Below are 13,251 nucleotides of genomic sequence, written 5' to 3'. Positions count from 1 at the left end.
CCTCACCCTAACCCTCTCCCAAAGGGAGAGGGGACCGACAGTGCCACATTGGCCGCCAACGGTGAGGGTCTATTTGCCGGTATAAACACCAGGTGCAACCGGGATGGTCTTCGCCACCGGTTTACCATTCAGATGGTCAACGGCAGCATCAATAGCCTTGGCCCCCATCTGGTCTGGATATTGGCGGATAACGGCCACGAAGGTTTTACCGCTGTCGACGGCGTCACGCGCCTCTTTCATACCGTCAAAACCGATGATTTTGATATTGTCGTTACGTGCCGATTTGGCGGCGATCACCGCAGCCAGCGCGGCATCATCACCAAAACCAAACAGGCCATTCAGATCCGGATGCGCCTGCATCATGTTCTGCGCCACGGTCAACGCTTCCGCACGGGTAATGCCGGTCTGGATCGCCACAACCTTCACGTCTGGCGTATCGGCCAACCCTTTTTTGAAGCCTTCCACACGGGCCACTACCGATTGCAGCGCCGGGTAATCGATGATCGCCACCTTGCCTTTACCATTGAGCAGTTTGCCCATCAACTTGCCCGCCTCGACCCCACCGGCGTAGTTGTCGGTAGCCACGTGCGTGACCACTGGCACACCCTCGGCGGCTACGTCGACGGTAATAACCGGAATACCCGCTTTTTCCGCTTTGATAATCGCCGCCTGTACCCCTTTGGAATCCACCGGGGAAATAATAATCGCGTCGACCTTCTTGGTAATAAAGTCTTCCACATCGGACAGTTGCTTATTCAGATCCTGATTGGCGATCGAAATATTAAGAACCACATCATCTTTCTTGGCTTCCGCTTTCATGGCGTCGGCCAGTTCAATATAAAATGGGTGTTGTTGTGTCAGCAGCGATGCGCCAATTTTATACTCTTTGGCCAATGTGGCCTGCGAGAATATTGCCAGTCCGATGGCCAGCACCGAGCCTAATACCTTTATCTTATGCATGTTCTATCCTCAGTTTTTATTATTTCTGTTTGATTGGTTTGCTGCTTTGTAGGGTGTTACTGTTTTATAACTGGCCTTCACAGCCGCATACGCCAATCACCTTTTCCACCACGCGCTGCATGGCGCTTTTCGCTGGCTGCATATAGTGGCGTGGATCATTGGCATCGGGATGCTGCTGGAAATACGCTTTCAGGGCATCCGAGAAGGCGATTTTCAGCTCGGTGGCAACGTTGACCTTGCAGATGCCTAAACTGATGCAGCGGCGGATATCGCTGTCGCTCAGGCCAGAAGCTCCGTGCAACACCAGCGGCACCGCCACGCGATCGCGGATCTGTTCCAGGCGGGCGAAATCCAGCTTGGGTTCGGACTGATACAGGCCGTGGGCGGTACCAATCGCCACCGCCAGCGAATCGATCCCGGTGCGAGCAACAAATTCCACAGCCGCGTCAGGGGAGGTGTAGATTGCGTCTTTCCCTTCCACGATCAGGTCGTCTTCCTGACCTCCCAGGCGACCCAGTTCGGCCTCGACGCTGGCGTCGTAGCGGTGGCTGTACTCAACGATTTGTTTGACCAGCGCCACGTTCTCTTCAAAAGGAAAGTGAGAGCCGTCGATCATCACCGAACGGATGCCGGCATTGATCTTATGGAAGATATCGGCGGGCTCTTCGTGATGATCCAAATGCAGTGCCAGCGGGATCTGATATTCGTTGGCCAGCGCTTTGACGATCATGATGATGTTTTCCAGCCCGCCGTAACGGTAAGTGCCGGTAGTCCCCGCCAGAATAACCGGCGAGCGATACTGCGCAGCGGTCTGAACCACCACCTGCAAGGTTTCCAGATTGTGGATGTTGAATGCCGGCACCGCGTACCCTTGCTGCTGCGCTTTTTGCAGCATGTTTTTGCTTGAAATGATGTACATCGATTCTCCTTGATCCCACACCTGATGATTACAAAATGAAAACTACATCACTCTAACTTTCCAAGTGAAACCGAATATAGAGATAAAGTGGGCAAAAAAGCGTGACTGGGATCGAAGATTATCAAATAACTTTCAAAACGTAACTTAACTGTAAGGTAATTACGAAACATAAGCTGATGGCGCGGTAACAACCCGCTTCATCTGACAACGCCGCGGGTCACATGACAGTTTAAAAATCAATTAACAATATGAATAATAATAAAAATATCAGTATATCTGCTTATCTCACCCTGACTTTCAAAATAGCGAAAGCCTGCGTGGGTATTACTTTCAATTAGAAAGTATGAAGGATATAGTAGCCCTCATCACCGTTTAACGATGGGGGCGAATGTGCCCAGAAAGTCATCTAACCTGCTGAAACGCAGATTGAAAATTGCCGAAATCGTCGGCCAGCAAGGGGAGATCAAGGTCGAAGATCTTTCTGCCCAGTTGGGGGTTTCGGGCGTGACGATCCGTGGCGATCTCAGCTACCTGGAGCAGCAAGGCTACCTCAAACGATCCTTTGGCGGTGCCATTGCAACCCCAACGCAGCCGTTGGCGGTGCCGATCGAGCCAGGGCTAGCCTTGCCGCCGCTCACGCTGGCGAATCAGTTGGAAATTGCCCGCCATTGCGCCAGGATGATTGCCGATCGCGATACGCTGTTTCTCGGCCACGGCGACATTTGCCGCCGGATCATTCCTTTCCTCAGCGGCCTGAAAAAACTGCGGCTGATCGTCAATGACCTGCAACATGCGATCCTGGCCGATCAGTTTCTGGATGGTGAGATTATCGTCGCAGGCGGGGAATTGATCCGCTCACACACCGTGCTGAGCGGTAAAGCGCTGGATACCGTGATCCAACAGTTCACCATCAACCACTGTATTCTGGAGGCCAGCATTACGGATAGCTCGGGTATCCTGAATATCGATCAGCCACTGCTGGCGTCCCACTACCAACGTTGTCTGGACAAGGCGCAGAATAAAACCGCCATCATTACCCATTTGCCTATCCAGGCCAGCGCTATCGGCACTATCGGCCACCTCAGCCAAGTGGATAATCTGGTGACCAACCGTGGCGTGAATGAACATTACCAGCAGCAATTATTCGAATCCGACTTCAGCATCCGCTACACCAATAACGAATGTTTTACCTGGGCCAACCGGGAAACGATCGGGGAATAAAGGGGCACTTATGTCAGTTAGCATCTGCACGATGGGTGAGTTACTGGTTGAATTCCTTTCAAAAAATTATAATCAGGGATTCACTCAACCAGGCGAGTTTCTTGGGCCGTTCCCCAGCGGAGCGCCGGCTATCTATGCCGCTCAGGTGGCGCGGCTTGGCTTTGGCTCGACGCTGTTTGGCTGCGTGGGCAACGATGATTTTGGCCGCCTGAATATCGAACGCCTACGTCTGGAAGGCGTGATCACCGACGGCATCAGCGTGATCGACAAGGCCCCGACCGGCACGGCATTTGTCAGCTATCGCAACCCCGTTGAGCGCGATTTTATCTTCAACATCCCCAACAGCGCCTGCGGTTTCTTTACCGCCGATCATATCGATCTGGCCTTACTGAACCAGTGCCAACATTTCCATATCATGGGTTCGTCGCTGTTTTCATTCCGCATCATCGATGCCATGCGCCGGGCGATCCAGATTGTCAAAGCCAACAAGGGGACGGTATCGTTCGATCCCAATATCCGCAAAGAGATGCTCAATATCCCCGAGATGAGCCAGGCTTTCGATTACATCCTCGAATACACCGATATTTTCCTGCCAAGCGAGGGCGAGGTTCATCACTTTGCCAGTAGTAAAAATCAGCAGGAAGCGGATATCGTGCAAGAGCTGCTGGCCAGCGGCGTGAGCCATATCGTCATCAAGCGTGGCCAGAAAGGGGCCAGCCATTACCAGCAGCAAAATGGCCAGACCCAGGAACGACACACACCAAGCTACACCAGCAAAATGGTCGATCCGACCGGCGCAGGTGACTGCTTTGGCGCTACCTTTGTCAGCCTGTTCCTGTCCGGCTTCAGTGCAGAAAAGGCGTTGCAGTATGCCAATGCCAGCGGTGCACTGGCAGTTTCCCATAAGGGACCGATGGAAGGATTATCCAGCCTGGCGCAGATCGAGCATTTTATCGAGCAACAGGCATAAACCTCATCAACCGGCCAGCCCTTGACCTAATCCTAGTCAGTTAAGGTTAGCCGGTTTCCCCTCACCCCAGCCCTCTCCCAGGGTACCGACTGAGAGCGTCATGAACACTTGCATGAGGGAGAGGGGGCTAACTCGGAGCCGCAGTCAGGTGCAGGAGATAATCTGTGGCACATTCGGTCCCCTCTCCCTGTGGGAGAGGGTTAGGGTGAGGGGCCACGGCAAGCTAGCCAGCGTATTGCGTTACTAACTGACTAGCATTCACCCATGGCCGGTTTTTTTATCCCTGTAGCCCACATAACGGCTTGGCAAAACCGTCCCTTGTCGTAAAATCCCCTCCTTTGCCAATCCATAACCGTAAACCCCCTGGAGGCACGGATGGAACAACGCTTTGTTCAAGCTAACCGCGAAGCACGCTGGGCATTTGGCCTGACGCTGCTTTACCTACTGGCCTGGTCATTGGCAGCTTATCTGCCAGACAGCACCGCCGGTATTACTGGCCTGCCACACTGGTTCGAAATGGCCTGCCTGCTGGTACCGCTGTTGTTTATCGGCCTGTGCTGGCTCATGGTGCGCGGCATCTTCCGCGATATATCCCTGGAGGATAGCGATGCAAACTGAGGTCATTCTGCCGCTGATCGCCTATCTGCTGCTGGTGTTTGGCCTGTCGGTCTATGCCTATACCCGTCGCCAGAGCGGTAACTTCCTGAGCGAATATTTCCTCGGCAACCGTTCGATGGGCGGCTTTGTGCTGGCCATGACGTTGACCGCGACCTATATCAGCGCCAGTTCGTTTATTGGCGGGCCGGGTGCCGCCTATAAGTACGGCCTGGGCTGGGTGCTGCTGGCGATGATCCAGTTGCCCGCCGTGTGGCTTTCGCTCGGCGTGCTGGGGAAAAAGTTTGCCATTCTGGCGCGGCGCTACAACGCTATTACGCTGAACGACATGCTGTTCGCCCGCTATCAGAGCCGCTTGCTGGTCTGGCTAGCCAGCCTGAGCTTGTTGGTGGCCTTTCTTGGGGCGATGACGGTACAGTTTATCGGCGGTGCCCGCCTGCTGGAGACCGCGGCGGGGATCCCTTACGACACCGGCCTGCTGATATTTGGTATCAGCATTGCGCTGTACACCGCGTTTGGCGGCTTCCGTGCCAGCGTCCTGAACGATGCCATGCAAGGGCTAGTAATGCTGATCGGCACGATATTGCTGCTGGTAGCAGTGATCCACGCAGCGGGTGGCTTGCACAGCGCGGTAGATAAGTTGCAACAGATCGATCCGGCGTTGGTCTCACCGCAGGGTGGCGATCAGATCCTCAGCCTGCCGTTTATGGCTTCGTTCTGGATCCTGGTGTGCTTTGGCGTGATTGGCCTGCCGCATACCGCCGTGCGCTGCATCTCGTATAAAGACAGCAAGGCCGTACACCGTGGCATTATCCTCGGCACCATCGTGGTGGCGATTCTGATGTTTGGTATGCATCTGGCTGGCGCGCTGGGCCGTGCGGTGCTGCCAGATCTGAAGATCCCCGATCAGGTGATCCCAACGCTGATGATCACCGTGCTGCCGCCGTTCGCCGCCGGGATCTTCCTGGCCGCGCCAATGGCGGCAATCATGTCGACCATCAACGCACAGTTGTTGCAATCTTCCGCCACCATCATCAAAGACCTGTATCTGGGCGTTCGCCCGCAGCAGATGAACAATGAGAAGATGATCAAACGCTTCTCCAGCCTGACCACGCTGATCCTCGGGTTGCTGGTGCTGCTGGCCGCCTGGCGTCCACCGGAAATGATCATCTGGCTGAACCTGCTGGCGTTCGGCGGGCTGGAAGCGGTATTCCTGTGGCCGCTGGTGCTGGGCCAGTACTGGGAACGTGCCAACGCGCAGGGTGCCCTTAGCTCAATGGTCACCGGTGCGTTATGCTATACGCTATTAGCCAGCTTCGACCTGCATCTGGCCGGGTTGCACCCTATTGTGCCCTCGCTGTTAATCAGCCTGTTGGCGTTTTATCTCGGCAACGTCTACGGCGAAAAGCGCCAGTTGGCGTCGTCCTTACCTTCTTGAGAGAATTGTTATGCCTTGGATCCAACTAAAACTGAACACCACCGGCAGCCAGGCAGAAGACCTGAGCGACGCGCTGGTTGAAAGCGGCGCGGTGTCGGTCACTTTTCAGGACACCCACGACAACCCAGTGTTTGAGCCGCTGCCGGGCGAAACCCTGCTGTGGGGCGATACCGATGTGATCGGCCTGTATGATGCCGAAACCGATATGGCCGAGGTGGTCGCCATGCTGGAACAGCATCCGCTGTTGGGTGCCGGTTTCCGCCATAAAATCGAGCAGTTGGAAGATAAGGACTGGGAGCGCGAGTGGATGGATAACTTCCACCCGATGCGTTTCGGTGAGCGCCTGTGGATTTGCCCAAGCTGGCGCGACGTGCCGGATCCGGCTGCGGTGAATGTGATGCTTGACCCAGGTCTGGCATTTGGTACCGGCACACATCCAACCACCGCCCTGTGCCTGCAATGGCTGGATGGCCTGGATCTGGCTGGTAAAACCATTATCGATTTCGGTTGTGGTTCCGGCATCCTGGCAATCGCTGCGTTAAAGCTCGGTGCAGCCCGCGCCATTGGCATCGACATCGATCCCCAGGCCATTCAGGCCAGCCGCGATAACGCGCAGCGTAACGGCGTTTCAGAGCGTCTGGAGCTGTATCTGCCAAAAGACCAGCCAGCCGATCTGCTGGCCGATGTGGTAGTGGCAAACATTCTCGCTGGCCCGCTGCGTGAGCTGGCACCGTTGATCAGCGATCTACCGAAGCCCGGCGGCTATCTGGGCCTGTCGGGCGTATTGGCGACCCAGGCCGCCAGCGTAGCCGAAGCCTACCAGGACAAGTTCACGCTTGACCCGGTTGCCGAGCGCGAAGAGTGGTGCCGCATCACCGGTCAACGCAACTAGTTACATTTTCCCCGCCAGTCAAAAACCATCGGAAATTTAACCAGTTCCGGTGGTTTTTTTATTTTCCTAGGAATCACCCCATTTATCCCCACGCAAGCCGGGCGTATTCTCCCGCGCGGGGTGATGGCGGCCCGCAGCACATGAGCCGCCCACTCAGGATAATTGGTGTTTTCGTTTACAAGGATTAGAAATGAAAGGAAAAATGGTACTTGCCGCCCTGTTGGCAGCCAGCTTCTCGATCGGTGCCGCAGAGCATGCTCATTGGGGTTATGAAGGCCAGGAAGACCCGGCGCATTGGGGCAAGCTTTCGCCCGATTTTTCGCTGTGTGAAACCGGTAAAAACCAATCCCCGGTGAATATCCAGGGCGCGCTGAAAACTCAGCACGGTAAGCTCGAGCTGGCTTTCAAGCCGGGCAAACAGCAAATCGTCAACAACGGTCACACCATCCAGGTTAACGTCAGCGAAGGCAACACCCTGCGGTTGGATAACGATACCTTCACGCTACAGCAGTTCCACTTCCACGCCCCAAGTGAGAACGAGATCGACGGCAAGCAGTTCCCACTGGAGGCGCATTTTGTCTACAAGGATAAAGACGGTGCTCTGGCGGTACTGGCGCTGATGTTCCAGGAAGGCAAAGCCAATCCGCAACTGGCGCAGGCCTGGCAACAAATGCCCGCCACTGTTGACCAAACGGCGACGTTGAACCAGCCGCTGGATATCAAGGCACTGCTGCCAAAACAGTTTAACTTCTACCGCTTCAGCGGTTCACTGACCACTCCACCTTGCTCAGAAGGGGTCAGTTGGTTGGTGCTAGATAAGCCTGTAAGCGCTTCTGCCGAGCAAATCAACCAATTCCATTCGGTAGTCCACCATGCCAACAATCGCCCGGTACAGCCGCTGAACGGCCGCGTAATCGTCGATTAATACCGCAGTGACCACAAGAGGGGTGGCGGTAACTCCCAACACCCTTCTTGCCGATTTGTCAAAGTATTAACCTGACAATGTTACAATTTACCTGATGTTACGATCTGTTATTGCCAAGGCGTAAAGATAAAATCCTGCCAATCGGGGAATATTTTAGCGCACTAAAATTAAGCACATTTATCCAACGCATTGTTAAATAAACATAATATTTCAACTCAAGGTAATGAATCGGAGTTTTAGTACCCAATTATCATCAATTGGTCAAAGTTTGGCCTTTCATCTGAATGAAAAAATGCGTAATATACGCGCCCTTGCGGACACAGTATGGTCAGTCTTTGTCTATGCGCATTGGACACCACCAGTTAACAAATTGCCTGATTGCGGCCCCGATGGCCGGCATCACAGATCGCCCATTCAGAACCTTATGTCATGCAATGGGTGCTGGGATGGCTGTATCCGAAATGCTCTCCTCCAATCCGGAGGTGTGGCGCACGGATAAGTCACGTCTGCGTATGGTACATAGTGATGAACCAGGGATCCGTTCCGTGCAGATAGCCGGATGTGATCCTGATGATATGGCTGCCGCGGCGCGCATTAATGTGGCCAGCGGTGCACAGATCATCGATATCAATATGGGGTGCCCAGCCAAGAAGGTGAACCGGAAGCTTGCAGGGTCTGCGTTACTGCAGTACCCGGATCTGGTTAAACAGATCCTCCTCGCGGTCGTTAATGCGGTGGATGTGCCGGTAACACTTAAGATCCGCACCGGCTGGGAACCAGAGAACCGTAACTGTGTAGAAATTGCCCAACTGGCCGAAGATTGTGGTATACAGGCCCTGACGATTCATGGCCGAACCCGTGCCTGCCTGTTCAACGGCAACGCGGAGTACGACAGCATTCGGGCAGTTAAGCAGAATGTTTCCATTCCGATTATCGCGAATGGCGACATTACTGACCCGCATAAAGCCAGAGCAGTGCTCGACTACACTGGGGCTGATGCCCTGATGATAGGCCGTGCTGCTCAGGGGAGACCCTGGATCTTCCGGGAAATCCAGCATTATCTGGACACTGGGGAGCTGCTGCCACCGATGCCACTTGGCGAAGTGAAGCGCTTGTTAATAGGGCATATTCGGGAATTGCACGGCTTTTATGGCCAAGGCAAAGGATTCCGGATTGCTCGAAAGCACGTCTCTTGGTACTTACAGGAGCATGCCCCTAATGACCAGTTTCGGCGCACATTCAACGCCATAGAGGATGCCAGCGAACAGCTGGAGGCGTTGGAGGCATATTTCGAAAATCTTGCGTAACAAAAAAGAGCTGACAGAACTATGTTCGAACAACGCGTAAATTCTGACGTACTGACCGTATCAACCGTGAACTCACAGGACCAAGTGACTCAAAAGCCTCTGCGTGACTCGGTTAAGCAAGCACTGAAGAACTATTTTGCTCAACTGAATGGTCAAGACGTTAACGATCTGTATGAGCTGGTACTGGCTGAAGTTGAACAGCCACTGTTGGACATGGTGATGCAGTACACCCGTGGCAACCAAACCCGCGCTGCCCTGATGATGGGGATCAACCGCGGTACATTGCGTAAGAAATTGAAAAAATACGGCATGAACTGATACTAGTCAGTCAGGCTGTTGAAAAAAGGCGCTTTTACCTCATTTGGTTGGCGCCTTTTTCTTTGCCTGTCAGAAACGCCAGACGGCTGACAGATTGCCCGCTAGCGAGTCAAAGCCTGAACGAAACAGCTCACTCTCCACCCCCACGCCCAGCTCCACATCCTTATTGATTTGATAACGTACCCCGGCTTTTACTCCCATGGCATCACGCCCGGCCACCTGGCTATTGTTGCTGAAACTCGCCGTGCGGTAGTTGGCGAAAGACGCTTCTTGCGACACATCGGTATCCAGCAACTCGTGATCCCAAGTGAGTTGCAGATCGGCGGCAATCGCCGCTCCTGAAGTGAGTGGCACACCCCAACTGCCGTTTATCCCAATGCTGGAACGGAGAGAATCAAAGGTGCTCGAATTTAACGCCAGGCGGCTACTGTCACTGCCCGTCTCTTTCACGTCCGGGCGATGTAAGGTGGTGTAATTCAACGCGGCCACCGGGCCAGCGCTCAGATGGTCGTTCAATGCCCAACGGTAGCCACCACCAGCGGCAACAGATCCTGCCAGGCCGGTCCAACTGGCCTGTTGTTTCGCCTGATAAGTCTCTACGCTGATGCTGCGATCCAAGCGGCTATCTTCAATACCAAAGCGACCACTGCCGAACAGGTACATTCCAGCCCGTTGATCGACGGCGTAACGAGCCTGAATCCCCAGATCGAAAGCCGTGGTTTTACCGGTCGCGTTTTCCGGTGATTTGACCGTGACCGATTGGCCACTGACCGCGCCGTGGAAACCATACACCCAGTGACTCTGCTGCTCGCTTTGCTTTTCGGCACCAAACACGACGCCATAGCTGCTGGCATCATAGCCAACCCGATCGCTTTGCCGTTGCTGCCAGAAGCCGCCGCCAAACGGGATGGCAAAACTGTGCCACTCTCCGGCAACCTGCAGTTCTGGCGTAGTGGTGCCACTGACGATCCGCGTAATCTGTTGTTCACGATTAAGCGAGCTGGCGAACATCGCACTGTAGGCTGCGAGGGAAAGTTGCTGCAAGGCACTGCTCACACTGCTGCCATCGGCGGCTGAAAAGTCCAACGTTTGGTACAGCGGTTGAATATCGGTACCCGCGACCGTAACCATGCGGTCTAACGCCTGGCCAACCTGCTGCGCGTTGCTGTCCTGGGCGTATTGGCTGTAGGCGTTATCAGCACGCAGCATCGCAAGCTGCCAATGATTCTCTCCTTGCGGTGTTGCCTGCAAGGCCAACGTAGGCGAACTGAGCAAAGCGTTTACCGTACGGAATTCACCGCTGTACGACGTTGCTTTCAGTATCTCGTCCGAGTCCAGCCGCCAGTCTGGCGCGTACCAGTTTGGTTGCGGTGCAAACGTCAGTTGACCGTTGAGTTCAGCATGGCCGTTAATCACCAAAGTATCGTGCCCACCGTGCCCATCGACTTCCAACAGTAATTGCCCATTCTCACCCTGTTGATAGAGGCCGGTGACTTCGATTCGCCCTAGCGAATTACCCGGCGCAAGAATACCGTCATTCACAAAACTACCCGCCGGGTTCAGGGTATAATTGCTGTTGCCTGCCAGCGTGGAACCCGGTGCAATCAACATGCTGTAAATATAATGATCGCCATTCAGCGACGTGATCCCCCCATGAGTGCTCAGCGCCAGGTTGGTGATACCATAAATATTGCCCTGGTAGTTGAACCTGAAATTGGGATCGGGTTGCTCGGTTGCCTGCCCTTGCGAATTGGCTATGCGCCCAAAGGTCAACTGGGTAAGGCGCTGATGCCCATTATTATCCAACTGATTATACTCAGCGTAGATATCACCCTCCAGCCGAGCACCGTTTAATATATTAATATTATTGACCAGCGCGTTTGGCGAGATATAAATAGCCGCGCCTTTACCGGCAACCCGTCCGCTAATGTCGGCGCGATCCACCAACCCTCCCTCCAGCTCGGGTAATAATTTGGCCGAATATTCGCCAACATTGTGTATCCAGGAACCTCGGTAATCTACATCGTTGCCCAACAGGTTATTACCAAAATCAAAACTTAGGGCCAGACCATTGATGCCTGATGCCTGAATATCACCACGTTGAATAAGGTTATGATCCATGCCATAGGCAAACATCACCGCACGACCATTGATCCCATCCGCATAAATGCGTGTCCCAGGCTCAACGTTCAAAGTGTTGTTTTGCCCGTCGATGCGAACACCAGCCCCACCAGCGCCCTCAGTTAGCAGATCCGCTTGCTGAAAGATGCGGTTATTGCTGCCGTAAACATGCAAACCAACGCCCATTGTTGCGGTATTATATTGCCCCACTACGTAGCTATTGCCCTGCTCATTACGTAAGAAGTAGCCGTGCCGATTAACCAGCGTCTGCCCATCACCGTAGAGCGAAAAACCGAAGAAATTACGCCGATCGATCTGATAATCCATGTCCTGCAATAACGCCAACTCGGCTTCCATAAACGTAGTATAGTTGCGGTAATTCTGGTGGCTCATCATGCTGTTTTTCAGCTCGATATGGCTCATATAGTTATCATCAACCGAGCCATCATCAGCCAACATTCTCACCGGAACGCCGGGCATGGCCCCCGCCAGCACTTGATCCACGTTTTTACCTGCGAAATACCCCTTATCGAGGCGTACATCAAAGCCTTGCGGATCCCATGGGTTCTTACATCCCTCGCATAATATGACCTGACCTGGCCGGGCTGGGTTTCCATTGTCATCACGCAGATGCTCGGTCCACGAACCAAAAGGCTGATTGTCAAAAGCCGGAGTGAATGTCTCAGCTCCCTGCTGGTCAGATGCCATATTGGAAATACCTAACCCGTGAGCTAACTCATGGACAGCAACGCTGACCAGATCCGTCTTGCCAGAGCGGGGTAATTGCGCCGGAACATAGGGAATATTATCAAAGTCCAATTTTCCCATGACAAATTGGGCATGAGAGCCAAAGGTTAACTCACCAGTATCAACACCGTTCAGCGCCCCCTGCAATTGCGTAATGCTGGTGACACCATCGGTTACTGATTCGCTGGAACCTGCTGCGTTAGCCATATCAAACGTGCCCACATTGACGACCGCAGGTAATTGCCCTAGTTTGGGGGTAATAATTTCGGCCCAATAATGCATGGCATCCAGTATTTTTGCTTTCTGCTGCCGATTCAAATCCCAGGTCGACTCATACGGCTGCGTGGCATCGCCCATAAAAGGACCGTCACCGAGATCAAAGAAACGCACCTGAAATACCGCAGTATTCTTTGGGTTATAGACCAGATAACTTTCTTCGGCGTAGGTACTGTAACTAGGTAATAAACTGGTTAATGCCGCCGTTATAATGAGCCTTTTCATACCAACCATCCTTGCACCAGAAGAGAAACGAGCGATTCTTCCATTATTGTATAAAGAATCATAAGTAAATTGCCTGCAATTTTAATACATATCAATATAAATTATATCGCTACCAGACCATTTACCCGCTATATGATTAATTAAATTATTTGATGCGGGTCACGCCGCTAGCCAACACTTAAAACATGCCAGTTGGGATCTGCCCAATAATGGCGATCTTTTCCTGTGCTGATCAGCCTTTTGTAAAAATCTGAGTGGCACTGGGGCAATGACCCCCGCCACGCGGCCAAACCAGGCAGTAAGCCAAATGGGAATCT

At 53.4% G+C, this 13,251-nt stretch carries 11 protein-coding genes; 8 read left to right on the top strand and 3 right to left on the bottom strand.

The window, feature by feature from the left end; genetic code table 11:
• Positions 1-69: 69 nt before the first annotated feature.
• Positions 70-960 (bottom strand): substrate-binding domain-containing protein, encoded by an 891-nt coding sequence (locus U869_RS0101725; protein WP_025119630.1) that lies wholly within the window; start codon positions 958-960, stop codon positions 70-72.
• A gap of 64 nt (positions 961-1,024) precedes the next feature.
• A complete protein-coding gene (locus U869_RS0101720) occupies positions 1,025-1,879 on the bottom strand; it encodes a tagatose bisphosphate family class II aldolase (RefSeq protein ID WP_025119629.1) in 855 nt (284 codons plus the stop codon).
• 390 nt (positions 1,880-2,269) lie between these two features.
• On the opposite strand from U869_RS0101720, the gene U869_RS0101715 reads away from it, so the two are divergent.
• The 8 genes from U869_RS0101715 to fis all read left to right on the top strand — a co-directional run bounded on the left by U869_RS0101715 (position 2,270) and on the right by fis (position 9,565).
• The gene (locus U869_RS0101715) at positions 2,270-3,100 is read left to right on the top strand and encodes a DeoR/GlpR family DNA-binding transcription regulator (RefSeq protein WP_025119628.1); all 831 of its coding nucleotides are present in this window, start codon (positions 2,270-2,272) and stop codon (positions 3,098-3,100) included.
• Between the two features lie 10 nt (positions 3,101-3,110).
• Positions 3,111-4,070: a sugar kinase gene (locus U869_RS0101710; protein WP_025119627.1), complete on the top strand. Its 960-nt coding sequence runs from the start codon at positions 3,111-3,113 to the stop codon at positions 4,068-4,070.
• A 375-nt stretch (positions 4,071-4,445) separates the two neighbouring features.
• Complete coding sequence (locus tag U869_RS0101705) at positions 4,446-4,688, top strand: YhdT family protein (protein ID WP_025119626.1); 243 nt, start codon at positions 4,446-4,448, stop codon at positions 4,686-4,688.
• On the top strand, positions 4,678-6,123 hold the full coding sequence (gene panF / locus U869_RS0101700; RefSeq protein WP_025119625.1) for a sodium/pantothenate symporter: 1,446 nt from the start codon (positions 4,678-4,680) through the stop codon (positions 6,121-6,123). Before U869_RS0101705 ends, panF begins: the two co-directional genes overlap by 11 nt.
• A gap of 10 nt (positions 6,124-6,133) precedes the next feature.
• The gene (gene prmA / locus U869_RS0101695) at positions 6,134-7,015 is read left to right on the top strand and encodes a 50S ribosomal protein L11 methyltransferase (protein WP_025119624.1); all 882 of its coding nucleotides are present in this window, start codon (positions 6,134-6,136) and stop codon (positions 7,013-7,015) included.
• A gap of 190 nt (positions 7,016-7,205) precedes the next feature.
• Positions 7,206-7,940: a carbonic anhydrase gene (locus U869_RS0101690; protein WP_025119623.1), complete on the top strand. Its 735-nt coding sequence runs from the start codon at positions 7,206-7,208 to the stop codon at positions 7,938-7,940.
• Between the two features lie 341 nt (positions 7,941-8,281).
• Positions 8,282-9,247: a tRNA dihydrouridine synthase DusB gene (gene dusB, locus U869_RS0101685; RefSeq protein WP_037408237.1), complete on the top strand. Its 966-nt coding sequence runs from the start codon at positions 8,282-8,284 to the stop codon at positions 9,245-9,247.
• 21 nt (positions 9,248-9,268) lie between these two features.
• Complete coding sequence (fis, locus tag U869_RS0101680) at positions 9,269-9,565, top strand: DNA-binding transcriptional regulator Fis (RefSeq protein WP_000462905.1); 297 nt, start codon at positions 9,269-9,271, stop codon at positions 9,563-9,565.
• Between the two features lie 69 nt (positions 9,566-9,634).
• Here fis and U869_RS0101675 read toward each other — a convergent pair whose 3' ends face one another.
• Positions 9,635-12,934 carry an autotransporter domain-containing protein gene (locus U869_RS0101675; RefSeq protein ID WP_025119621.1) on the bottom strand — a complete coding sequence of 1,100 codons (3,300 nt, stop codon included), beginning with the start codon at positions 12,932-12,934 and terminating at the stop codon, positions 9,635-9,637.
• Positions 12,935-13,251 lie beyond the last annotated feature (317 nt).

It is taken from the genome of Serratia sp. H1w (genome assembly GCF_000633355.1).
Classification (GTDB): domain Bacteria; phylum Pseudomonadota; class Gammaproteobacteria; order Enterobacterales; family Enterobacteriaceae; genus Chania.
This window is presented reverse-complemented; position numbering and strand designations above follow the sequence as displayed.